This is a genomic window from candidate division Zixibacteria bacterium HGW-Zixibacteria-1 (assembly GCA_002838945.1).
GTDB lineage: Bacteria > Zixibacteria > MSB-5A5 > GN15 > PGXB01 > PGXB01.
Map to the genome: position 1 here is coordinate 1 of PGXB01000052.1, position 25,001 is coordinate 25,001.

Here is a 25,001-nt window from a genome sequence, read left to right on the forward strand (position 1 = left end):
GTTATGAAAAAACTACTGATGATGATCCGGGCAATGTTGAAAAACAATTTACCCTTTAATCCTAACTATGCCCTTGACAGTTAAGACGGTATCTACAAGATTTTAAAAATGGGAAAACGAACCCAATTTCGTGTAATTGAATGAATATAAATATAGTACAAGGAAATATTCGCCAAAAACGCTGCAAAAACAATAGTACTTTGATGGTGATTTGCTACGCAGTCTGATACATAATCGTATCAATCGTCGTTGCTGTCATTCACCGATGATTTTGATTATCACCCGTTTGTTGCGGCGGCCGTCGAACTCTGCGTAGTAAACCTGCTGCCAGGGTCCGAAATCGAGTTCTCCCTTTGTGACCGGAATCAGCACCTGATGACCGAGCAGGAGATTTTTGAGGTGGGCGTCGCCGTTGTCCTCGCCGGTCCGGTGATGCCGGTAATCGACACCATCGGGGGCCAGTTTCTGAAGCCAGTCATCGATGTCGGCGATCAGCCCGCTTTCGGCATCATTGATATATACGCCGGCGGTGATATGCATCGCCCCGACCATAACCAACCCCTCGGCGATGCCGCTTTTCTGCAGAGCCGCCGCGACTTTATCGGTGATATTGATGTATTGCCGCCGCTTGCGGGTATTGAAAGTCAGATATTCGGTATGACTTTTCACTCGTTATAATCGATCCAGAAATTGACAGAATATTTATCCTGCAATTCCATACCGACCGCTTTGGCCTCGCTGAAACCTTCGTAAGAGCCGATGCGAAGACGATAATAAGTTTCGCCGTCAACATTGGTCTCAGTGATAAAGGCTTCGTAGCCGCGCCGTATATAAGTATCGGCCATGAGCTTGACCCATTCCGGGTTGCTTCCGGATGCCACCTGGACGGTATATTGCCCGCCGCCGGTATGTTTCGGCATATAAGATGACGCTTTTTCCTCTTTAGGAGCCACTTCCGGTGTCTTGGTGTAGGTTTTGGTTTCGGTAGCGGCCGGCTGGGTTGTTACTTCCATCTCAGTCGTCGTATCTTCAAGCAGATCTTCAGATTCCGACTCCTGGATTTGCTTTTCAAGCTCGGCGACTTTTTCATCCTTGCTGCAACCGCTCATCAAAAAGGCCGCAAACAGAAGAAGAAGTATTGAAATAGATAATGTCTTCATACACCCTCCGTGTTATTCCTGACCAATAAAGGCCGAATTTTTAACAATTGTCAAGTTAAAAGCGATATCATCAATAATTTATACTATAATAAATCGGTTGAATTTGAAACAAATATTACCTAAAATGTTATAAACATAAGGGTATAGGTATGAATTATAAAAATAATATTCTGGATTTGATCGGCAAGACACCGCTGGTGTCGGTAAACAATGGAATTGAGAGCGGCGGCCCGCTGATCCTTCTCAAATTGGAATTTCTCAATCCGGGCGGCTCTGTCAAGGATCGGATGGCGGCCTATATTTTGAAGAAAGCCATGGATGAGGGCCGTCTCAAACCGGGCGATACCATTATTGATAATACTTCGGGCAATACCGGGGTGGCTATGGCGATGGTGGCATCGATACTCGGCCTCAAGGCGGTTTTGACGACCCCCGAAAAAACAAGCAAGGAAAAAGTTGATTTTATGAAATCATTCGGCGCCGAAGTGATCATCACCCGCTCCGATGCGGCCCATGAAGATCCCGACGGCTGCTATATGATGGCTATAAATCTTGCGCGCGAAAATGGCTACTTTCACATGAACCAGTACCATAATCAGGACAATGTCGAGGCGCATTACCTGAGCACCGGTCCGGAAATCTGGGAAGACACCAATCATAAGGTAACCCATTTTATCGCCGGTATCGGAACCGGCGGAACCTTTTCGGGTACGGCCAAATTTTTGAAGGAGAAAAATCCGGCCGTCAGAGCGATTGCGGTCGACCCGGTGGGGTCAATTTTTGCGGATTATATAAAGAGCCGACAGGTCGGTGCTTCAGAAGCTTACAAAGTCGAGGGAATCGGTTCGGACTGTATTACCGAGGCGCTTCATCCGCACCTGGTTGATGAGGTCGTATCTGTATCGGATGCCGATGCTTTCGAGACGGCCCGGAGACTTTCGCGCGAAGAGGGCATCTCGGTCGGCGGCTCAACCGGGGCGGCTGTCTGGGCGGCCCGGCGGATCGGACGCGATCTGGACGATAGGGCGGTCATGGTTGTTATCGCGCCTGATTCGGGATCAAAATATTTGAGCAAATGTTTTAATGATATCTGGATGAAGGAGCAGGGCTTTTTGACGGACAAGTCCGAGAATAAGAAGCTGGAGGTCTGAATATATGAGAATATTGTTTAAAGGAATTATCCTGTTTGTATTTATGCTTCTAATGATGCTAAATTCTCTCTGGGCGGCGGGGGCCGCGCGGGCGAAGATTGAAGTAATTGATGAATATTATGATTTTGGATATGTGCCGCTGGATTTCAAGCTGGTTCATTATTTTCGCGTCAAGAACACCGGCAACGCGAATCTGAATATTGAAAAGGCCGTTTCCAATTGTGATTGCACTTCCGCCATCATTTTGAATAAAGTACTCCCGCCGGATTCCATCGGCCGGATCAAAGTAATATTCGATACCAGAGAATATTATGGCCGGAATGTCAGGAATGTGACGGTGCATTCCAATGATGCCGAAAACCAGGCGGTCGAGTTGAAATATTCGTCCGATATCAATATTATTCCGAAGGAATTTCGTACCGAACCGCAGTCGCTATTTTTCCTGCCCGGACATCAGGGTAAGGATGTGAAGTTATTTAATCTGACCGGCGTTCCGCTGGAATACTATATCGAGATGGAAATTGATACCATCTTCAATATTGACTCCTACGGGGGCACTATCGGGAAGGACGAGACAAAGGTCATAAAAATAATTCCAAAAGACAGTCTCCCGCGCGGGACGCATAACAGTAATTTCACCATATCATATAAGACTGAGCCGGAAACAAGAGTGACCGTTCCGGTCAAAATTGTCAGGTATTAATCCTGTTAATTTAAATTATCAGACAGCCGTTGTTAGAACGGCTGTTTTTTATCCAAAATGTTAAGTTTTCCATAACGCCGTCGAATATATATGGTGGCGGGGCGATTATTGCATTCAAAAATAATTGCTGATAAAGACTGTCGAGAAATTTATAAAATATCATAAATAGAATGACATAGACATAATAAAATAATAGTTAATAAAAATGCTTGACAAATCCCACTGAAGATGTAAATTTTGGTTAAGAAAATGAGGGTGACTCTCTGCTGTCCCTGGGTAGTTTCCTAGCCCCCTCTACCCAACCAGAGTAGCGCCCTCTTATTTTGGCTAAGACATTCTGCTGCAATGCAATACGCTACGTTAAATTTGATGCCTGCATCTTTCCGCAAATAAATATGGTGCACTATTCCTTTCGGAACATTGCACCATGCAATAGAATACATATGTTGTCCTGTATTATCCCTTTATGTTCAGCACCGGGTCAAAACGTGCAACCTTTCTGGAAATGCCAAGTTTATCGACCGCATCAACCACCTGATCGATGTCTTTGTACGCAAAAGCAGCCTCTTCGGCCAGGCCGGGCATATATCCGGTCTTTACCAGAATGCCGCTGTCATGCATCCGTTTCTTGACCATATCGCCGCGTATCGTTTTTTTGGCCTTCATGCGCGACATGGTCCGCCCCGCGCCGTGAAGCGATGATCCGAAGGTTTCGCTGTCGGCGACCGCCGTTCCGCACAGGAGAGCCGATCCGGTTTCCATGGAACCGCCCACGATCACCGGTTGACCGACCCGGCGATAGACCTCGGGAACTTCCGCCTTGCCGGGGCCAAAGGACCGTGTGGCTCCTTTACGATGCACCAATAATGTCTCTTCTCTGCCGTCGATGAAGTATTTTTCGAATTTGGCGATGTTATGCGCCACGTCATAAATCGTTTCGATGCCGAGTTCAGTATCATTTTTGCCAAATACCTGCCGGAAGACCTTGCGAATACCATATACAATCAATTGACGGTTCACGAAGGCGGCGTTGGCGGCACAGGCCATGGCCGAGGCATAATTCCGGCCTTCATCCGAATCAATCGGAGCCGACATTAACTCTCTATCGCGAACTTCAAGACCGTACTTTCTGACACTACCTGCAAAAACTTGCAGATAATCAGTGGCAATCTGATGACCGAAGCCTCTTGATCCGCAATGGATGGCCACCAGCACCTGATTATCCCGGTCGATACCGAATTGTCCGGCTATATCGCGATTATAAATATTTTCGGGTCGCGCAATCTCGACCTCAAGATAATGATTTCCCGACCCCAGGGTTCCCATCTGATTGATACCTCTCGATACTGCCTTCTCCGAGACTTTGCCGTGGTCACCTCCGCGCAAGTGACCGCGATCTTCAATTCGCTCAATATCGGTTTCAGTCGCATATTCATTTTCGAGGCACCAGTCCAATCCCTGCTCCATGACGGCATTAAAATTCCTGCGATCGAGGTTCAAGAAACCTTTGGAACCGACACCTGATGGTATTGTCCGAAACAGGCCGTTCAAGAGCTCTTCCATTTTGGGTCGCAGTTCATCCAGAGTCAGATTTGTCCGCAGCATCCGCATACCGCAATTGATGTCGAAACCTATTCCTCCGGGAGATATCACACCGTCACTAAGCGAAAAAGCCGCCACACCGCCAATCGGGAATCCATAGCCCATATGACCATCCGGCATACACAGGGCGTAACGCTTTATACCCGGCAGACAGGCCACATTGGTGATCTGATCGATGACCTTTTCGTCGATCCCATCAATAAGCTGCGATGACGATAGTATCCTTGCCGGAACCCGCATACCGGCCTTGTAGTCGACCGGAATCTCCCAGATATTGTCACCGATTCGACGGTACTTCTCTCGTGTCATAAGTCAAAAACCGCCTCTCCCCGCCAATGATCATTAATTTGTTCGACTTTTAATCGGTACAATGTTACCGCTTTTACGTCAACTTTCAACGTATGCCGCAACGGATCGATCGTATCGCCATATAATTCGGCCTTTAATTTGATACGGCCGACGGTTTCAATATTGACGTTTACTTTTTTGACCAGAAAACTATCGGCATCCTTATGATAGACAACTTCCGAAAGCCAGATAAAAAAGAGGTCATCAAGACTGTCCGCCTCGAGTTCGATGTCAATTTGCCGTCCATCGTCAAGACCCTCGAGATCGACAACCACCTCGGTCAGACCCAGAGCGGCATCGGCGAATAATTCATTCAGACTGCGGCCGGTCACAATCATGCCGACATCGGCGGTCGAATATATATCGGTATACTTGTAAGGCATAGTTTTAAAATAAAAAAAACGCCGCCTTGAAACAAGCGGCGTTCTATAAAATATCTGACTTTATTATTCGGCTTTTTCGATGCACTCTACCGGGCAGACCGCAACGCAGTGAGGGCCTTCATCCTGGTCTTCACATTCATTGCAGGTGTCGGGATTAATAACGTAAATGTCCCCTTCTTCAATCGAAGAAGTCGGACATTCCGGCAGACAGAGCCCGCAGGCAGTGCACTCATCCGTAATTTTCATCGCCATAATATAAATCCTCCAATAACTACATGACACTCGTTATACTTATTAGCTGCCAATATAGACGATAATTCCGCAAAGTAAAGAAAAAAAACAGCTCCCTCATTATTTTTGGTATTCCCTTACAAAATAATAGGTTATGAGGAAATATATATGGCAATATTTTATTATTTTATTAAAACGGCCCGCTTGATTATACTATGGCCGCCATAGGAAAACCGGAAAAAATATAACCCCGAAGCCATCCCCTGACCTGAATGGTCTCTCCCTGGCCAGATAAATGCTGGGCCGACTCTTTCCGTCAAAACATCATCATAAATGCGCCGGCCCAGGATATCATAAACCTCAATTAATATTCCTTTTCCGGCTGGGAAATCAATTCCAAAACGGACATTCCCGTTGAACGGGTTGGGGTAGGCACCAGTCACCGAAAAATCGTCCGGGAATACCCGGGTGTCCCCGGCAATTCCCGTCGGCTCGGAAATAACGAACTTCAGGTGATACAAAAGCGGGTAATTATTATCGGATGTGAATATGGTTATGGTGGAGTTCAGCAACGAGTCACCGGCATGGTCGGCCAAAAGATACAATCCGATGACGGCTTGCTCCCCGGGCTCAATTTCCAGAGATTGGGGATCCAGCCTCATCAGAAGTGAGTCATAATCCAGCCGCAACGAAACGGTTTCCGATCCGGTGTTCACAAGCTCGAAATCAAAGAAATTGGGCGCATATTTATCGAAGGGCCTTTCCAGTAATGGCGGATTTACGGTGAGATCGGGCAACTGACTCGAATCAAGATATATAAAGGCCGACATTGCCGCCGTTATGCTGTCATTTGCCCGAATACAAATAAAACCATTATTCGTAAAATCCATAGACGAATGAAGCGAGTCGGCGCCGACGATATCCAATGATTCGGACTGGTTAAGAAAATCACCGGTATCTTTCGCAAATAATACCTCAAAAAACAGAACTTCATCACTATCCGAGGGCATTTCATCCGAGTCTTTGCGCTCGGCCCAGTCCAGCAACCTGATTCCAGTCAGATATTCTTGCTGTGTTTCACTCCGGGAACAAGCCGGCTCGGCAATTTCCAGGATATATTGATCCAATCCGGTTGGGGAATAATTTATGCCGACCAAAGGGGCGGCATTGGTATCGGTCGGCCATTCCAGACCGACCCAGATTTCATGCCGGGCGGTTGGATAATCAATGTTATCGACTGTGACAAAATCTCCAAAAGCGCAAACCGATGAGTCGAGGCCAATTTTGTACTCATGGATATGTGAAAAACAACCATCATCAGTTTGCCTGCCGAGAAACAGCGTTATGGGCGTAAACTGATCTCCCGGCAATTCCGAGAATGGGTCCGAATTAACAATATAAGTGACGGCATGATGGATTAAAACCGGTGGTTCCAAACCGAATCGCGTCACGACAGCATATCGACCCGGGCCGGCAGCCGGGGCACCCATACCGAAAATGTCACTATTATTGGGAAGATTGCCGGCTGACGTTTCATGTAATCCCGGATAAAACCAATATATTTCAATTTTTCCATCGCTTCCCGCATATATGGTCGGGCAGAGCGGCGCGGAGACATCGGCCATCAGCGGAACACATAAAAAAACACAAAATACCGCACTAATGCCTATAGCTATCACTTTAAATGCATTCATTAGAGAAAACCGACACGCCCTTTTAATTAGTGATAAGAAAAGTGTAATAAAATAACAGGGATTGTCAAGAGGTGGCATAAAAAAAGGCGGCTTCCGGATTTGAACCGGAGAATAGAGGTTTTGCAGACCTCTGCCTTACCACTTGGCTAAGCCGCCGTAAAAAAAAGCGGGAAACGGGGCTCGAACCCGCGACAGCCACCTTGGCAAGGTGGTGCTCTACCAACTGAGCTATTCCCGCTTAGTGGCTAATAATATATATAGGATTTTTCATTTGTCAACTTTTTTCACCTCAAATTTAATACGAATATTTATTATCTGATATTGCGTAATTTATTAGCTTGAGGGCAATTAGTTAAGACTTGCCGATACCGGGATCATTCAATATTGTCATCGAATTCTGCGACGCACAGCGGGATAGATTTTGATATAGGACCATAAATATTTTATGAGTGTTTGCAGCAAACTGCCAGTCTTTGACAGTCAAAAATAGATAGGATATAATATTATTCACTTATTGAAGGGTCTGGAAATACAATTCTTCATACTTGATGGCCGACCTGGCCCACGAGAAATCCTGAGCCATGGCCCGCTTGATAATCTTGAACCAGACTTTCCTGCGCGAGAAAGTCTGAACCGCTTTCTTAATGGTCTCCAGCAATTCCGCTGATTTATAATCGTCGAAGACAAAGCCGGTGCCGGTAAGTGCTTCTTCATTGAAATTAATGACCGAATCAGCCAGACCGCCGGTTCTACGAACGATTGGAATGGTTCCATATTTCATGCTGTACATCTGATTCAAACCGCAAGGCTCGTATCGGGAAGGCATTAGAAAAATATCCGATCCGGCTTCTATCAGGTGAGCCAGCTTGTTGTCGAATGTCAGGAAGGCCCGGCACTTGTCAGGATATTCTTTTTCAATCTCGGCAAAAAACCGATGGTATTCCTCATCACCGGTACCCAGAAGAACCAATTGCAAGTCGAGGGCCATTATGTCGCCCATAATTTCCTTCAGGAGATCAAAGCCCTTTTGCCTGTCCAGACGCGAGATGACGCCTATCAATGGCTGTTCGCTTCTGAGGGGGAAACCACATCTATTCAACAGTTCCAACTTATTCTTCTTCTTGCCGGACAAATTGGCCGGAAAATACCGGTGCGGAATCAGCTTATCCTTTTGAGGTGACCATTGATTGTAATCAACGCCGTTTAATATACCGACTAAATCGGCGGAGCGTTCGGCCAGAACTCCCTGCAGGCCCTTGCCGAAATCGTCATTTAATTGAATTTCCTGCGCATAGGTCGCCGATACGGTCGTAACCTTGTCGGCCAACGCGATACCCGCTTTCATGAAATTGATATCACCCCAATATTCAAACGGTCCCGCCGCATAAAAATTGGATTCAGCGATATTCAGTTTGTCAAATGTATCCTCTGGAAACTGTCCCTGGTATCCCATATTATGTATCGTGAAGACAGTGCGGCTTTTGGCAAAAAACGGATCTTCGTAATAAGCGGTTTTCAGAAGCGCCGGTACCAGCCCGCTTTGCCAGTCGTTGGCATGAAATATATCCGGTTTCCAATCGAGAATTTTTACAAGTTCCAGCACCGCCCGGCCGAAAAATATAAAACGTTCATCGTTATCGGGGTAATCTTTGCCCGTCGTCGGATCGACATATAATGCCTCCCGATCGAAGAAGAAGTCATTCCCGATAAAATAGATTTCCACACCCGATTCTTTATCGGTTAATGAATATATTTCGGCCGGAACCTCTTTGTCGCCCACCAGGCAGTTGAAGCTAATATCGGGACGATTCGATTCAGCAAGAAAAGCCGAAACAGAACGGTATTTCGGCATAAAAAGCCTGACTTTGTGCCCTCTCGCTGCCAAAGCCGCCGGGAGTGAACCCGAGACATCGGCCAGTCCCCCGGTTTTGGCATAAGGAACCGCTTCGGGGGTTATGAAAGCAATATTCAGTGACTTCATAGGTTCTATTTTACCGCACCGACTCCAAAAAGCTGCTCGATCCGGGAGAGGTCGACATTTCTCATGAAGGCCGCCGCATCTTCCGGCAAAGTCGGGTTGATATAAAAGCCGGAACCCCATTCGAAACCGGCCATCCGGGTCAGTTTGGGAATTATTTCAATGTGCCAGTGAAACACATGATCATACTCTTTCCCAATCGGCGCCGAGTGTAGAATATAATTGAAGGGTGGATTATTCAGAGCCACCCTGATTCGATTGAGTGTGTCTTTCAAGGCCTCGGCCAGATATATGAAAACATCATCCGAGAAATCTATTAAATGAGATATATGCTGCTTGGGCATTATCCAGGTTTCGAATGGAAACCGCGAGGCAAACGGTTCGAAGGAAATGAAGTCGCCGTAGTCATTGACTATTCTTTCCTTGTCGGTCAATTCCTGGCGAACGATGTCGCAAAAGATGCACCGCTCTTTAAAATTGAAATACTTCTGTGCCCCCATTATTTCTTCTTCCACTTTTTTGGGAATAATGGGCGTCGCTATCAACTGGCTGTGGGTATGTTCCAGTGATGCGCCGGCGGCTTCACCGTGATTCTTGAATATTAAAATGTATTTGAAGCGCCGGTCCCGCTGGAGGTCAAGAGTGCGGTCGCGATACATCCAGAGAATGTTCTTAATTTCCTTAACCGTTAAATCGGCCAGGTCCTTAGAATGATCAGGATTCTCAATAATGACCTCATGGGCGCCGATTCCATTCATTTTGTCATAGATGCCCTTGGGTTCCCGGTCAAGATTTCCTTCGATTCGAAGCGCCGGGTATTTATTGGAAATCACCCTCAGAAACCATCCCGGTTTATTCGGCTCCGAGCCGTCCTTTCGATAAGCGGCGACTTCGGGCGGAGTATTGAATTCATTCCCCGGACAAAACGGGCACATCTTGGGCTCTTCCTGCTTGGGCAGGTTGCCATAGCTTGAAGGTCTTTTACCACGGTCGGTGGATATAATAACCCATCGGCCCAATATCGGATCTCTGCGAAATTCAGGCATAAACCAAACCCCCGGAAGTACATTTATTGGAAGTAATCAAAGAGCTATGTTCCTTCAAATTACTATTTAAGTTCATATTCTTCTGCAAGACAGCTTTCCTCAATATTATCGACACTTCGCCTTCGGGCTCCATAAATTATTATTCTTTGGCGTTATGTTTGGACTCAGTCTCGAAAATCTCTTTCAACCTCTTTTTCAGGGCCTCGGATGGTTCTTTATCCCGTCTGGCCATTGATCTTTCTATTACTCCGATCGCTTTAACAAAATTGTAAGTCATTTTGTGCCGAGGGGAATACCAGGTAAACGAAGGAATTTCCTTGTCAGTGACCAGGCTGTCGGCGACGATATTACAAGATAGGCCGATGGTTATGCCGGTATTCAAAAGGGTCCCGATGGCGGTCTTGGTGAAATCCCCGATAAACGACCCGACTTTCAGATTCCCGGTATTATGCTCGACCCTATTGAGCGTCACACTTACCGGGCCATAGTTATTCTTCAGATCGGAGTTGGTCGTCATCGCCCCAAGGTTGATCCACTCGCCGAGGTAAGCATGGCCGAGAAAACCGGCATGATATTTATTGGAATAGCCCTGAATAATCGATTCCTCGACCTCGCCCCCAACCCGGCAAACCGGCCCGATGGAACTGCCGGTAATTTTGCCGCCCAACACATGGCTTTCCTTGCCGATATAAAGAGGCCCGACCAGATATGAATGCGGCTCGATTCTGACCCGGCTGCCGATAAAAATCGGCCCCTTCGATGCATCCAGAACATTTCCGGGGAGCACTTCGGCGTCAGCCGCGATATAAATATCGCCGGAGTTGATAAAATCGACCCCCGGAAATTCCCTTCCCTTGTTATCAGTCCGGTTGCGATCTTTCAGGAAGCCGTCACCATTGGAATTCTTGCGAAAGTATTTGAAATCGTCTTTGATCTCATCATCGATGGCGGCCACCAGATCCCAGATGTATCCATACATGGGCAGTTCGATATTCATCGCCTTGGCGCGCTCCTTGAACTTGCTATAAAACCCGCTCAAATCGCCCTGTTTTAGGAAATTATATTCCGGATCAGGAAGCTTACCCAGAAGCTTGAACGCGGTGATATCGTCTCCCGAAGTCAGGATAACATTCTCTCCGGCGGCTTTAAGGGCGTGAACGAATTCAATATTATGCCTGATACGACCATTGACGAAGATATACTCATCATATCCCTTATCTTCGAACCGGTTAACCGGAATACGGCAATTTTCGGAGGTGAGCTCGGCGATCTCGGGCCGGCAGAAATAATGTGGTTGATAACCGTCGAAGCAGTCGATAATTTTTTCAGCAAGGGTTCTTATGCCGGGTCGAAGCATGAACACCGGCCGCAACAGCGCCAGCGGATTGAAATTTGCATATGCTTCATCTTCGAAAATTATCAGACATTTAGCCATATTTTTTGCCCTGTCTTTGTATTATTTCGATTAATTTTTACCCGGTAATTGCTTCCTTTTCCTGACCAGGAACAGTAACAGCGGCAGTCCGAGCACATAGCAGGCCGCCAGTTGTCCCAGGCCCACAAATTGCACCACGAAAAAATAGGTCATGCCGGTAATCTGCGACAAATAGGCCGCCACACCGAAGGCATTTATAATGACTGGAGGAAGCGGCGCCAATACCAGGGCCGCTTTTCGAACTTTAATTTTTGAAGTAAGGTATGTTAACCATGCCGCCAGAAGAGTCAAAAGAGAGCCGAAGATAATATCGGGGAGTCCGTTGCCGCCAAAAATATTGGCCACCAGACAGCCGATAAACAGCCCGACGACAGCCACCGGATACAAAAACGGCAGAATCGTCAGAGCCTCGGCCACTCGCACTTGATAAACGCCATAACTTATAGGAGCCAGCAGAATGGTCATGGCCGCGTACAGGGCGGCAATTATTCCGGCAAAGGCGATATTTTTTGCGCCCAGGCTTTTCATAACTAGTTAAGAAACCCAAATGGCGCGATTTGTCAACCAAAATCTATAAAATTGAGGCGTATCCTGTTGAATAAAAACAAGTTAATCGACCGTTAACTCTGTTAAATCTATAGCTTCCACCAGATTAAGCGGGATTCTGACGGTTTTACAGCCGACATTGTCGGTCAGACATAAAAGCCATTGATCGTTTTCGACAGACAACCCGACCGGCTTCAATCCCACAAAAGTCCTGCCATTTGGCTTCAGCCTGACACTTAGTCCCCGATGGGTCAATAAGGCCTCGAAGAAGCGTTTAAGGGTCTGGTCCTGATCGGAGATTAAACGATCGTTATTAGACAGCGATCCAACCAGATAGCGCCCCAGCTTTTTTCTTTTTGTGCCGTTCAGGCAGGATATTATTTTGCTTTCGATTTCTGCCAATTTCCGTGTAAAATGGGCCGATCTGTTCAATGGCGTATAATTCAGACAAAATCCCAGCAGCTCCTGCTCATCGCTGTTAAGCTTCAGTTCGGGGAACACGTTCTGCTCCGTCAGAAAATATCCCCGGTCGCAATTAATAGTAATATTGGCCTGCTTCAGCGACCTGATATCCCGATAGACCGTTCTTTTCGATATCCCACACAGTCGGCATAGATCATTAATACTGATCTTCTCCCGACCGCGCAGTAAACTCACGACATATAAAAGGCGTTCCGATTTGGTCATCTCCAACCCCTCCGCGCATGAATATGTTGACACTCACTGACAGGGGGCGTCAGGGAAAATTGAGATGATCTTCAAATAGGAATAAATGTGATGCGAGCTATCAAAGATAATTATTGAGTATGGCCCGGGCTCTCTTCTGAATTTCGGCGGCCAGGGACAGCGGTCTGACGACAACGGCATCGCCGCCGAATCCGATCAGCCATCGGCAGATTTCTTCGACACCGCTCACCGTAACCTCATATTTTACGGCCCCGTTTTCCAGACCGGTCACTTTTTCGCTGCGGTGATGGCGGCTCATGCTGACCACGCGTGCCGCTTTGCCCGTGAAAATGACTTCGATTTCGACCGGCCGCCCGCTGAAAACCCCCCAGCTGTTTTGGAAATATTCGGCCGGATTGATATTCGTGCGTGGTTTGAAGGTTCTGTCGGTCAGAACGACATCCAATATGCGATCGATGCGAAATGTCCGCAGGCCATGACGCAGATGACAATAGCCGACAAAATAAAAGGCTCTTTCAATAAATATCAGGAAATACGGTTCAACTTCGCGCTCACGGACTCCGCTCTCGATAGAGTTGTAGGTCAATCTGATTATCCGTCGTTTTCTGATTCCATCTTCCACCACGGCATAAAATGTCTCATTGATACGGTCGCCCTGCGTAGATTTCACTTCGATGCTGGTGGTATCCGCGGCATATAGTTTTTTCTCTTTGACGGCGGGCGACAGACAGGCTTCGATCTTCATCTTGACCGATTTGATGAGTTTCCGGCTTCGCCCGCTCTGGTACAGCGGCGATGATTCCAGCGCCGTTTTGAGGGCCATGTACTCATCGATATCGAAATTCAGCGGCGGAAGGAAATTGCCGCTGGCGTACTTATATCCGTTTTCATAATAAATAGGAATGTTCGCCTCGGATAGTGCCACGATATCGCGATAAATCGTGCGCTCGGTGACATCGCACTCCCGGGCGAGCATCTCGGCATTAAGATTCTTTCGGCTTCGAAGCAGATTCAGGATGTAAAGCAGCCGGTCATATTTGGCCATCCCCATTTGATCATTCTACATCAAAGTTATGCAAATGTCAATTATCAATTTAGCTCAATAGGCTGTGGGCACCACCCCATAGTTTATGTATAGTGACAGTCCCCTATGGTTGAGGCTATCCAACTGCCATACAAGCTCTTGGCTCGATTTGGAAAACAGGCATCCGCTTTGCTCTCTCATAATGCAAAAATAAATTTAAAGGCCTTGTGGGGGTCCTATGGAATATTTAGAAGAGATCGAAGAAAAGCCATTACCGGTAAGAAGGGAATCACCGAAGCGATGCCATCTGGCCGATTCCTTCATACTTAAATATGGTCTGAAAATTATTCTTGGTTTTGTCGTTATAATTGTCTTTCTGACCACGGTTCAGTGCAACATTGAAAAACCGGAAGCGCCGATCTGGACGACCGGCTTTACCATACCTACGGTCAACCGCATTTATCGGATGCCGGAGATTCTGGACAAAATCAATGAGCCTTCCCTGTCAATTGATTCAACCGGTGAAATAATGTTTACCTACAGCCGCCAGCTTGATACGATTCACATCAGTGAAGAATTGGCGGCTCAACATTTCTCCCAGACCGTCTTTAACACCGTCGGACAGATCGCGGTTCATCCACCCGATCCGCTGTCGGCCACGGTCAATCTGTCAAATTACGTTGCGTTAAGCCTGGACACCCTGCCACCGTCCTCATTCAGTGTTCTCAATGATCTTCCCCCGCTGGATAGGTTCGCTTGGGCCGACATTTCCGCGGGCGTTGTTTATGTAAAAGTGACCAATGATTTCGGAATTAATCTGGATACCATCATTGTCGAGTTGATCGATCTGGTCTCATTTGTGCATTTAGCCACGGTTTCCTTCCCGCCGCCGGGAATTCCCGCCGGCCATACCGATTCGGTGGCTATAGGGCTTGGCGGCAAAAGGATTTCCAATCTGCTGCGCCTTCAGTTTCACTGTCATACGCCGGGCGGCAGCATGCTGACCCTGTCGGGCCGGACACTGACATCTTCCGCAACGTTTCCCGAAGATCTGACCGTATCGGCGGCAAGAGCCGAAATACCGAGCATCAACAAGGCTTTTTCGGCCTCGGCCGAGATCCCCTCTTCACAAACCATTGTCAATGCCGAAGTTTCTTCGGGCAGCATGCGTTTGATTCTTGATAATGGCACAACCGTGACCTCGGAGATCAATATTTCCGTGCCGGACTTTCACTTGAATGGCAACCCGGTCAATGTCACTCGAACGGTACCGGCCAACCAATCCCAGATTATAAATATTGATCTGGCCGGGTACACCTTTGAGCCTTCTGATTTGACTTATCCCCAGGAAATAATCATTGATGCTTCGGCACACATAGATTCGACGTCGCCCAGAATGGTGGATATTTACAAGGATGATACATTAAGAGGAATTGCCTATTTATCCGATATTCAATTTTCCTCGGTAACCGGGATTGCCGATTCGACCGAGGCCAGCTTCAGCGGCATTTCGGCCGACCTGGAAATCCCGAATGGCTTCGACTCGGTTACACTGGCCAACGCCACCCTGGTTCTGGAGATCGAAAGCTCCGTCAACTTCCCCGGGGGATTTTCCATCAGTCTTCTTGGAAATGCCGGGCAATCAATGCAGATGAGCGGCCTGATTCCGGCCGGTGATTTATATAACCCGGTGACCGTTGTTTTTGTCGATTCGACAATTGCCGATTTTATGAATCCGATTCCGGATCATATATCTTTTGCAGGGTCGGCCTTCTTCGGCGATGGAGTAACAATCGGGACCATTACGGAAGAGACTTATCTCGTCCCCAGTATTCATGTCAGTTCGCCGTTCGAGATTATTCTGGATCATACTACATTTAACGGCGATACGACTTCCGAGGATATTGACCAGGAAGACATTGATATGATTACCGACCATCTGGTGAGCGCCAGTTTCAATGCCACCGTCACCAACCATCTGCCGCTCGGGGCCTCGATCGAAATATATCTCGACAGCGACCCGTCACGCCTGAACGCGGATCAGGCCCAGTTGGTGCTGGGTCCTATCACCGTCAGTGCCGGCAATGTCAATGGTGGCAATATCGTCACTGAGGCGGTGGTTTCCGAATTGTCGATTCCGCTCGACAGCATTGAGATAAAAATTCTGGATAATCCGATTGTTTATTCCACGCAAAGAATCATCCTCAGAGGGAATGGCACTTCCCCGGTGAAAGTGCTTGCAACCGACTATATCGGTCTGACCGGAACAATCGTGGTGGATTATAAATTCAACGGCGGCTTTTAGCAGTCCCCAAACTGAATCCATGCCGGAGGCAAAAATGTTAACAAAAATATTTGTCATAGTCTTTATTCTCTGCCTGGTCGCGGTTTCCGCCGATGCCGGCGGTCTTTCCGCCGCCCGGGCCGTGGCCATGGGGGGCGCCCATATGGGGCTGGCCAGAGGTGTTTATGCTCCTCTCTATAATCCGGCCAATATCGGCCTGTCGGAATATCGGGAGAACAGTATCGAGCTGGCCGGGGCCGGCGTGCATATCATGAATAACAGCTTTACGCTGGCGGATTATAATGAATACACCGGGGCGGTTCTGTCCGAGGATGATAAATCGGTTATTCTGGGCAAGATTCCCGCCGAGGGGCTCAAGATTTCGGCCGAAGCCGAAGTGGGTGCAATGTCCGTCTCACTTGGATCAATGGTTCTCTCTATTAATGGTGTTGCCGCTACCGAAGTCAACCTGGGCAAGGACGCTCTCAGACTGTTTCTCGAAGGGAATGATATTGACGAGGCTTTCTCGCTGGAAGGGATGTACAGCGAGGCGATCGCCTATGGGTCGGTCGGGATGTCATATGGCGTTCCGGTTTATGTCTCGGGAACAAGGCAACTGGCGGTCGGGGCAACGGTCAAATATATTCGCGGTTTCGCCTATGAAGAAGTAACCGAGTTGACCGGCGAGGTGGTCACGCTGGCCGCCGGGTTCAGCGGTGAAGGGACCATGATCGCGCGGACGGCGATGGGCGGCAGCGGTTATGGCGTGGATATCGGTGCGGCGCTTAAATTGAATGACAGCTATGCCGCTGGTATCAGCGTCAGCAATTTTTTAAGCAATATTACCTGGAACAACAAAACCGAAGAGCACGGCTACCACTTCGAACTTGATACAATTAATCTCGATCTAATCGATGATGATTCGATAAATGTTTCCGAGGATTGGTCCAATCCGATCGAGAACTTCAGCTCCTCCCTTCCGAGCGTAATGAAATTCGGTTTGGCCAATATCGACGGCCGGTTTTTGTGGGCGGTGGATTATATCCAGGGATTCCGTCTCGCGGCCGGAGCTTCTTCGAAACCCCGTATCGCCGCCGGTATCGAGTATCATCTGTTCAGTTTTCTCCCGATCCGCACCGGTTATTCCCTCGGCGGCGGCAAAGGATCGGTAATTTCGGGCGGCCTCGGCGTGGACCTGTCGCTTTTCCATTTTGATATTGCTGTCTCCAACAACAGTACACTGAACCTTGATGCCACCAAAGGATTGCACCTGGCCCTGGCAACCGGGATACGATTCTAAAATCAGGGAGGATTTTCGATGAACATAGTTCAAATAATAAAGCAAAAATATACCAGCGGATTTCTTGCCGTCGCGATATTTATCGGATTGGCTGTAACCACGGCCGCCATGCCGCCCAATCCGGAAACATTGCAGAAACACCTTGAACAGGGCCAGCCTCTTCCCTACTACCTGGAGCATCGTCCCGAACTCCTCGAACGCGGCATCAATATGTCATTGAAACTCGCCCCGTCGGCCAAACCCGGCGTCTCGGGCAGTTTCAGGGCATTGGCTATTCTTATCAAGTTTTCCGACAAACCGGAAGCGGTTGCCCCGGCGGAATTCGACACTCTGCTGTTTGTAAATCGCCAGGGCACGGTGCGGCACTACTATAATGAAGTCTCAGGCAATCAGCTTGATATTGTCACTCTCAATCTGCCTTCTTCAATCGGCTGGACTATGGCGCCGCAGACCTATGCTTATTATTGCAACGACCAGAATGGAACCGGCGCTTATCCGCAAAACAGCCAGAAGCTGTGCGAGGATGTTACCGGCCTGATAAATCCCCTCGTTGATTTTTCTGATTATGACAATAACGGCGACGGCTATGTTGACGCCATAATACTTATCCACACCGGGCCGGGGGCCGAATTCACCCATACCAGTACCGATATCTGGTCGCATAAATGGTCCGTCTGGCCGCCGAAGCTTATGGACGGCGTTCATGTTTTCGATTACAGCATACAACCGGAATACTGGAGTGCGCCCGGTGACATCACCTGCGGCGTTTTCTGTCATGAGCTGGGTCATGTTTTCGGACTGCCTGATTTATATGATACCGATTACAGTTCGCGCGGTGTCGGCAAATGGTCGCTCATGAGTTATGGAAGCTGGTGCGGCCCGACCGGTTTGGGCGACTATCCCTCATGGCTGGATGCCTGGTCGCGTATCGAACTGGGATTTGCTTCGGCGGTAAATGTCTCTGCGAATATCAACGATGCCGCCATCGAAAGTGCGGAGAGCGGCGGAAGTATATATCGACTCTGGTCAAGCGGCGGTCTGGGAAATGAGTATTTCCTGGTCGAGAACCGGCAAAAGACCGGTTACGACTCATACCTTCCTGGCTCCGGCCTGATGATCTGGCATATTGACGAGACTATTTTAAGCTCAATTAATCCCAATGATGATGAATGGTATCCCGGGTACACAGCCAATGGTCATTACGGTGTCGCCCTGGAGCAGGCCGACGGCCAGTACCATCAGGAAAAACTGATCAATTCCGGCGATACCGGTGATCCTTTTCCGGGCAGCGGCGCCAAGACGACTTTTTCGCCGATGTCGGCGCCCAATTCACTCTCTTATTCCGGGGAAAACACCTACGTTGTCGTCGGCAATGTCTCGGCGTCATCAAGTATAATGACAGCCGATTTCCAGGTTTCTTTTGCCAGCGATATTCAAGAATCCGAAGATGATATTTTGCCCGAAAAAGTCCGGCTCGGCCAGAATTACCCCAATCCTTTCAATCCTTCGACAACGATCCGGCTGCAGGCCGCAACTTCAGGACAGACCACGGTTACGGTATATGATATTCTGGGCCGCCGCGTAAATACATTGTTTGATGAATTTCTGCCGGCCGGAAATATCGTAAATCTGGCCTGGGACGGTCGTGATGCCGAAGGTCGTGAAGTCTCTTCTGGGGTGTATTTCTATGAAGTCGTCACGGAACAGGAAAAGGATGTCAGGAAAATGACTCTGATCAAATAATCCCTCTGATCAACCATAAATGAATCCTGATCGGCGAGGATGACGCAAAAACCAAGACCCCTTAAGTAATTTAAGGGGTCTCAATTTTTGGTACTGTTGCATCGAGTCAACTTACGCCGGTTCTTCGATAACCTCACTGCCGCGCTTGTCGCGCTTATGCTGCATATAGCAGTGTTTGCAGCGCTTGGGGTCTTCCGTGTACCCTTTCTCGGCGAAGTATTCCTGTGCATTGGCGGTGAAGACGAACTCCTGACCACACTCGACACAAATCAGGATTTTGGGTTCAAAACCAGAATCCATATTTCCCCCTCATCTTATAATTAGGCTAACTTCCTTGTTACCTCCGATGTGTATCGATCCGTAGTTTCAGACGAAAAGTAAGTTAACAATTAATTAATATTAATTTCAAATATTTTAGTCAAGCAAAAAAATCAAATAATTCCGCCTTCGGTTTCTATCGCCCGGTACCACGTTATATTAGGATACGATATGTACATATCCAAGATAAGTACAAATAACGCCTATTGCGTTCCAAACTGCACTATCTATCTTACGATTGCGAATCTGTCAGATTCTGATCAACGACTAATATACCACCGGCTTAAGGCCGATACGCGCATGATTCGGGCCCGCCTCGATACAGAAAGTATATCAAATACGATGCATCGAGAACATTGGCATTTCCGCTGCAATTGACATCGCCAACGCGGAGATCATATTTGGGCGGCAGCCCGCTTTTATAAAGGTACTTTATAAGCTGGGTTATATCAAGAATATTAACTTCTCCCGATCCGTCAACATCGCCGAAGGGATGAATCTCGGTACTGAAAACGTAGGAATTGTCGTCATGCCATTGCGAGACGACACAGGGAATGAAAACAATGGAATCGTAACGCAAAAAATCATAAATGCCGCAATTGGTTCGACCCATATAATCTACGGCACAGGCGGTTGTCACTTGATGATTCTCGCCTTCAAATAAAATATAGGAAAAACCCCATGAGACGGTATTATCACCATCAAAATTTACCACCAGTATTCCATTTTCACTGGTGTCGGGATATGCCATGATGTAGTTGCTGGCCAGCCCGTCCGGAGGTATTACCGGCAACAAATCCGAAAAGGGGCATTGCGGGGCGACCGGAGCCACTACAATCTGAGGATAATCGGCGCCGTCCTCATGGTAATCAGGATCGTACCTGGTGCCTGTGAAATAGTTCCATACGGCAAATTCCAGAAAAGCGGTTGCCATGTTTTTTCCGTAGGGATTAAGCGCCAGGTTCATTGAGGTTAAGGGATTATTGTATCTTGCGTATTCCCAGATCGTCCTGATTATATCGAGGCTGTATCTTTTGGCGAGATATTCCGGCCAAACAAAGGTACTGTAATTATGCAATGAAGAAGGAAATGCATTGGTGTCAATCAGGAAGGTGTCGGGATAATTGAAAAAATAGGGTAAATAATAATAATGATCATTAACCTCATCAAAAACTTCATTTTCAAAAAAGACCGCGCTGCCCTCGGTCCACCACAAATCGGCTCCTGATTTATACGCATAGGCCATTTGTGTGGCATGGAAATACTCATGAGCACAGGTTACCTTTTGGGCGCCGATAATGGTGCCCTCGGGATCATCATTTGGCAGCGCAAAGCTGAAATTATTGTGTATTTTAATATAGGAACTGAAATCGCCCCAGGATGAATCGCCCGCGGATTCCCTGACCGTGGTGCCATAGTAATTGCCGACATGCAGTATATAGATGTCATACAAGGAATCGCCGTCCGAGGGCGGCGGGTAATAGCCCAGGTCATAATGATAATACCGGTAGCTGCTGTCGGCATAAAGGCCGATTCTCTCCACAAAATCAGGGACCTGGTCGGCATCCAGATCCTCAGGGGGCACGCCGTTTAGGTCATCAATATCATAATGCACCGCAAATTTCCCGTCCGGTGAAATATAGACCGAATCCGTCGTGGGACGAGCCAGCATGGCGGTCGCCGCCTCCTGCTGAGTCGCAGACATCAAATCCCAGTGGTCAAGGGCATCATTGACAAAAGGGGTTCCACTTCGGATAATCCCGGGAAATTCCGATTGATATTCTTCCGGAAGTTTTTCAGGCTGGAAGACGGTCTGGAGGTTATAAAACAGCCTATCCCCCTTGGTAATTATGCCGGTGCTGTAAGCTGTTTCGATTAAGTCCACCGAGCCGGCTCGCCAATATTCCGAGCTGGTATTGGATCCGGCCGCCAAAATCGGCAAAAACACTCCGATAACGATCAGGAATAATTTGCTTAGGCGACTCATAAGTTATTATGCCTCATTTCATTAACAGGTATGACAGTCGGTGAGGTAACCGGGTTTATTAGCTTCCCCTTGATTAATGTACATCTAATGTCTTTTTTGTCAAGTCAATTATAGCTTATACGCTCATTTCTGCGCTATTTTATATATTGTCCCAAACCAAACGATACTTGCCAGTCCCTTGTTTTACCCGCATAAGCCAGATCCAGACGCATTGTTTTGGCATGAGTGACTCTTTCCACGCCAATTCTAAGCCCAATTCCGACCGACCAGAGAAGATCATCCAACCTTAATTTCCGGTCAAAACTCCAGCATCGGCCGAAGTCGATAAATTGCACCGCCCCAAAATCGGCCGATAGAAATTCCAGTCCGGGGAAAATCCGATTTTCGATATTGCCCAAAATCCTTTTCCGGCCGGTTGAGATATTCTTAGGGTAACCCCGCAGTCCATTATTCTCTCCCAGATAAAGAGTCGCCATGGCGTCTTCCCTGAAATCTTCATCATATTTCAACCGCACTTGCGGTGTCAACCATGAAATTCCGTTGTTATAATATCTTATCGAGAAATTGGTTCTTTTTCTAAAGTCCTGTCTTCCATTAAACCAGTAATTTCGGCCCAGCTCGACAAAGAAAAGGTTGGCCCTGAAATGTTTTGCATAATTAATCAATAAGCCCGCATAATCATAAATTTTATCACCGTGTCGATCGAAAAATCTTCCATAATTTATAGCGGCGCCATTAAGGAAAAGAATATCTTCGATTCGGTTGAAATTATCTATTCGTGTCGTCTGCAAATATTCATAACTCCTTATACTGAATTCCGGAATTACGGCGTAGTACAGGCTGTCCCGAGGAAAAGTGACCAGGTTGCTGTCGGCCAGGTATTTTTTTGCCGACACATTTATATCCGTATAAATAATCTCGGTGCCGAATTGAACTTTGTCATAATATGAACCGGTGCGATATGCCCCTGTAAGAATGAACTGACTGCCCTTTATCTTGTCCTGTGCGATTATAAGTCCGCTTTCATAGTAATCATCCCGGCGGTTCCAATCTATAAAGTCGAATCGGAAGCTGCTTTTCGAATTAAGCGAGAAAAACGGCTTTCCCAATGAAAGCGAGGTCTGTGCAATTTCGGGATCGCCGTTAAAATAAGACTGGAAGAAAAGCCGCGAATTAAATAGTCGTCGTTCCAGAAAGGAAAACTGCGAAAAATCCTCAAGAGTGTCCCTGAAGTAATGATGAAACGACAAGTGCTGGCCCATCCCCAGCAGATTTTGTTCTTCGGCACGAAAATGTATCTCGTTTTCCCCCGCTGTCCGGTGAAATGACAATCCGCCCAGAAGGGTCCAGGTATCCGATGTTGCGACCTCCAGGATATTTTCACCGGCCGGGCCCTTAACCATACTCAGTCGAGCGTTCCAGAGATACGGCAAAGCCCGTAAATTTCGTTCGGTTTCATCGGCCAGCCGGCGGGAAAAGGGTTCGCCTTTATTAAGTAACAGTTCCCGCTTGATAACATGTTTCTTTGTTCTGATATGCAATTTGTTGGCGAGATGAAAAGGCCAGAAGTCATACTTCGCCGAATCGAGATCGAAAATATTCATGTTATTGACATGAATCGAATCAATGTAAATCAGAGTGGATTGACTGTCGGTATCATCGGGAGAGCCCGCCCATCCTGCAGCGGCAGTAAGGATTAGCAGAGATATCAAGCGTAATATAAGCTTCCCTGTCTTTATTTCAAAAGCGGACAATTCAAACCTTCCCACAATTCGGAACCACTTCTGCAAAAAGCAAAGCCGGGGCCGATCGCATATCATTTTACCGCCGGTTAAGTTAAACCGGATATTTTCCGAATAATATAGAAAATAAACAATTTAGACAATTGAATTATGTCTCGAAAAAAAGTCGGCGATATTCTAATAGAAAAAGGGCTGATTACAAATGAACAGCTCGAAACGGCCCTGAAAGAGCAGGAAAAAACCGGTCGGAAGATCGGACAGATTCTTGTCGAATCGGGGATGATTACCGAGACCGAACTTATTGATACTATTTCCGAGCGACTCAAGATTCCCCGGATATCCCTTGAATCGATGGTCATAGATCCCTCGGTTATCGGCCTGGTTCCGGTCGAGGTCGCCCGGCGCTATTGCCTTATCCCAGCCTTCAAAATCGGGGACAATCTCACGGTGGCGATGTCCGACCCGCTTAATATTATTGCCATCGAAGAATTAAAATATCTGACCAAATGTGATGTCAAGAGAGTTGTGGCCCCCCGCACCGAGATTAATGCCGCCATCGACCAGTATTATTCGGTGGCCGATTCGCTCAGCGGTGTTATCGGCGCCTATCCCGACCGGAAAGCCGAAGAAATATTACTGGAAAAGCAACGGTTAGCCTCATTTCAGGAAGATGACGCCCCGGTCGTCAAACTTGTCAATCTTATTATCAATCAGGCTGTCAAGACCAAGGCTTCGGATATTCACATTGAGCCGGATGAGGATCAACTGCGCGTCAGGTATCGGATTAACGGCGTCATGAAGGAGGAAGCCTCGCCGCCGAAAAATCTGCAGTCGGAAATTATCTCGCGCATCAAGGTGGCTTCCAACATGGATGTATCCGAAAAGCGGCTGCCGCAGGACGGGCGCCTGATGGTAAGAGTTGACGGCTCCGACGTCGATTTGAGAATATCCACACTGCCGACCATTCATGGTGAAAAAGTGGTGATTCGAATTCTCGACCGGCGCATCCTCGAGATGGGGCTGGATCATTTGGGCATATCTAATGATATCCTTCGCCACTGGAAGAGGCTGATCCAGTTGAAAGAAGGATTGGTCCTTATCACCGGGCCGACCTCAAGCGGAAAAACGACGACACTTTATTCGGTCCTTAAAGAGATTAACTCGGTTGAAAAGAACATAATTACAGTCGAAGATCCGGTTGAATATTCACTCAACCTCATCAATCAAGTCCAGACGAATGAAAAAGCGGGATTGACTTTCGCCTCATCCCTGCGCTCAATCCTGAGGCAGAATCCGGACATAATTATGATCGGCGAGATTCGCGACAGCGAAACGGCAATTATGGCCCTGCGGTCGGCGCTGACCGGACACCTGGTTTTCTCGACTTTGCATACCAATGATGCCCCCAGCAGTATCACGCGGTTAATCGATATGGGCATGGAAAAATTTCTGGTGGCCTCGGCCCTTAAGGGAGTGCTGGCCCAAAGGTTGCTGCGAACAAACTGTCCCTATTGCCTTGAGGAATATAGACCGCAGGAAATGGTGGATTCACATTTGAAGTGCAACAATTGCTCTAAAAATACTTCAGACGGTGTTTGAAAGTCCAGACATTTTCTCGGAGTATTATTATAGATTCTCA

General features: G+C 47.6%; 21 protein-coding genes and 2 tRNA genes. 6 read left to right on the forward strand and 17 right to left on the reverse strand.

What is annotated here, in order from left to right; genetic code table 11:
* Positions 1 to 255: 255 nt before the first annotated feature.
* The gene (locus tag CVT49_14825; protein PKK82200.1) at positions 256 to 669 is read right to left on the reverse strand and encodes a secondary thiamine-phosphate synthase enzyme; all 414 of its coding nucleotides are present in this window, start codon (positions 667 to 669) and stop codon (positions 256 to 258) included.
* Complete coding sequence (locus CVT49_14830; GenBank protein ID PKK82201.1) at positions 666 to 1,160, reverse strand: hypothetical protein; 495 nt, start codon at positions 1,158 to 1,160, stop codon at positions 666 to 668. The genes CVT49_14825 and CVT49_14830 overlap by 4 nt, the downstream gene beginning before the upstream one ends.
* A 149-nt stretch (positions 1,161 to 1,309) precedes the next feature.
* Between CVT49_14830 and CVT49_14835 the strand changes: the two genes are divergently transcribed.
* Entirely contained in the window at positions 1,310 to 2,311 is a 1,002-nt protein-coding gene (locus CVT49_14835; GenBank protein PKK82202.1) for a cystathionine beta-synthase, read from the forward strand.
* Positions 2,312 to 2,315: 4 nt separating this feature from the next.
* A complete protein-coding gene (locus CVT49_14840) occupies positions 2,316 to 3,014 on the forward strand; it encodes a hypothetical protein (protein PKK82203.1) in 699 nt (232 codons plus the stop codon).
* A 456-nt stretch (positions 3,015 to 3,470) separates the two neighbouring features.
* On the opposite strand, the gene CVT49_14845 is transcribed toward CVT49_14840, so the two are convergent.
* The 12 genes from CVT49_14845 to CVT49_14900 form a co-directional block, all read right to left on the reverse strand.
* Entirely contained in the window at positions 3,471 to 4,925 is a 1,455-nt protein-coding gene (locus CVT49_14845) for an RNA-splicing ligase RtcB (GenBank protein PKK82204.1), read from the reverse strand.
* Positions 4,922 to 5,347, reverse strand: coding sequence for a hypothetical protein (locus CVT49_14850; GenBank protein ID PKK82205.1), 426 nt, complete (start codon positions 5,345 to 5,347; stop codon positions 4,922 to 4,924). The genes CVT49_14845 and CVT49_14850 overlap by 4 nt, the downstream gene beginning before the upstream one ends.
* Positions 5,348 to 5,410: 63 nt before the next feature.
* A complete protein-coding gene (locus CVT49_14855) occupies positions 5,411 to 5,599 on the reverse strand; it encodes a ferredoxin (GenBank protein ID PKK82206.1) in 189 nt (62 codons plus the stop codon).
* A gap of 161 nt (positions 5,600 to 5,760) precedes the next feature.
* Positions 5,761 to 7,203, reverse strand: a complete 1,443-nt coding sequence (locus CVT49_14860) for a hypothetical protein (GenBank protein ID PKK82207.1) — start codon at positions 7,201 to 7,203, stop codon at positions 5,761 to 5,763.
* Positions 7,204 to 7,356: 153 nt separating this feature from the next.
* A tRNA-Cys gene (locus CVT49_14865) sits at positions 7,357 to 7,428 on the reverse strand.
* Positions 7,429 to 7,437: 9 nt separating this feature from the next.
* A tRNA-Gly gene (locus CVT49_14870) sits at positions 7,438 to 7,510 on the reverse strand.
* Between the two features lie 273 nt (positions 7,511 to 7,783).
* Positions 7,784 to 9,253: a glycogen synthase GlgA gene (locus CVT49_14875; GenBank protein ID PKK82208.1), complete on the reverse strand. Its 1,470-nt coding sequence runs from the start codon at positions 9,251 to 9,253 to the stop codon at positions 7,784 to 7,786.
* Between the two features lie 5 nt (positions 9,254 to 9,258).
* Entirely contained in the window at positions 9,259 to 10,296 is a 1,038-nt protein-coding gene (gene galT / locus CVT49_14880) for a galactose-1-phosphate uridylyltransferase (GenBank protein PKK82209.1), read from the reverse strand.
* A 139-nt stretch (positions 10,297 to 10,435) separates the two neighbouring features.
* Positions 10,436 to 11,731 carry a hypothetical protein gene (locus tag CVT49_14885; GenBank protein ID PKK82210.1) on the reverse strand — a complete coding sequence of 432 codons (1,296 nt, stop codon included), beginning with the start codon at positions 11,729 to 11,731 and terminating at the stop codon, positions 10,436 to 10,438.
* Between the two features lie 30 nt (positions 11,732 to 11,761).
* Positions 11,762 to 12,259, reverse strand: coding sequence for a hypothetical protein (locus CVT49_14890; GenBank protein ID PKK82211.1), 498 nt, complete (start codon positions 12,257 to 12,259; stop codon positions 11,762 to 11,764).
* Between the two features lie 81 nt (positions 12,260 to 12,340).
* Entirely contained in the window at positions 12,341 to 12,964 is a 624-nt protein-coding gene (locus CVT49_14895; protein PKK82212.1) for a hypothetical protein, read from the reverse strand.
* Between the two features lie 100 nt (positions 12,965 to 13,064).
* Positions 13,065 to 14,015: a hypothetical protein gene (locus tag CVT49_14900; GenBank protein PKK82213.1), complete on the reverse strand. Its 951-nt coding sequence runs from the start codon at positions 14,013 to 14,015 to the stop codon at positions 13,065 to 13,067.
* A 211-nt stretch (positions 14,016 to 14,226) separates the two neighbouring features.
* On the opposite strand from CVT49_14900, the gene CVT49_14905 reads away from it, so the two are divergent.
* Genes CVT49_14905 through CVT49_14915 form a run of 3 tightly spaced genes read left to right on the forward strand, consistent with a single transcriptional unit; the run spans position 14,227 to position 19,315 of the window.
* Entirely contained in the window at positions 14,227 to 16,293 is a 2,067-nt protein-coding gene (locus CVT49_14905; GenBank protein PKK82214.1) for a hypothetical protein, read from the forward strand.
* Positions 16,294 to 16,327: 34 nt separating this feature from the next.
* Positions 16,328 to 17,572 (forward strand): hypothetical protein, encoded by a 1,245-nt coding sequence (locus CVT49_14910; protein PKK82215.1) that lies wholly within the window; start codon positions 16,328 to 16,330, stop codon positions 17,570 to 17,572.
* 18 nt (positions 17,573 to 17,590) lie between these two features.
* Positions 17,591 to 19,315: a hypothetical protein gene (locus CVT49_14915; GenBank protein PKK82216.1), complete on the forward strand. Its 1,725-nt coding sequence runs from the start codon at positions 17,591 to 17,593 to the stop codon at positions 19,313 to 19,315.
* Between the two features lie 111 nt (positions 19,316 to 19,426).
* On the opposite strand, the gene CVT49_14920 is transcribed toward CVT49_14915, so the two are convergent.
* From CVT49_14920 to CVT49_14930, 3 genes are all read right to left on the reverse strand, one after another.
* The gene (locus CVT49_14920; protein ID PKK82217.1) at positions 19,427 to 19,615 is read right to left on the reverse strand and encodes a hypothetical protein; all 189 of its coding nucleotides are present in this window, start codon (positions 19,613 to 19,615) and stop codon (positions 19,427 to 19,429) included.
* A gap of 301 nt (positions 19,616 to 19,916) precedes the next feature.
* Positions 19,917 to 21,620 (reverse strand): hypothetical protein, encoded by a 1,704-nt coding sequence (locus tag CVT49_14925; GenBank protein ID PKK82218.1) that lies wholly within the window; start codon positions 21,618 to 21,620, stop codon positions 19,917 to 19,919.
* A 134-nt stretch (positions 21,621 to 21,754) separates the two neighbouring features.
* Positions 21,755 to 23,440 carry a hypothetical protein gene (locus tag CVT49_14930; protein ID PKK82219.1) on the reverse strand — a complete coding sequence of 562 codons (1,686 nt, stop codon included), beginning with the start codon at positions 23,438 to 23,440 and terminating at the stop codon, positions 21,755 to 21,757.
* A gap of 72 nt (positions 23,441 to 23,512) precedes the next feature.
* Between CVT49_14930 and CVT49_14935 the strand changes: the two genes are divergently transcribed.
* A complete protein-coding gene (locus CVT49_14935) occupies positions 23,513 to 24,961 on the forward strand; it encodes a type II secretion system protein GspE (GenBank protein ID PKK82220.1) in 1,449 nt (482 codons plus the stop codon).
* Positions 24,962 to 25,001 lie beyond the last annotated feature (40 nt).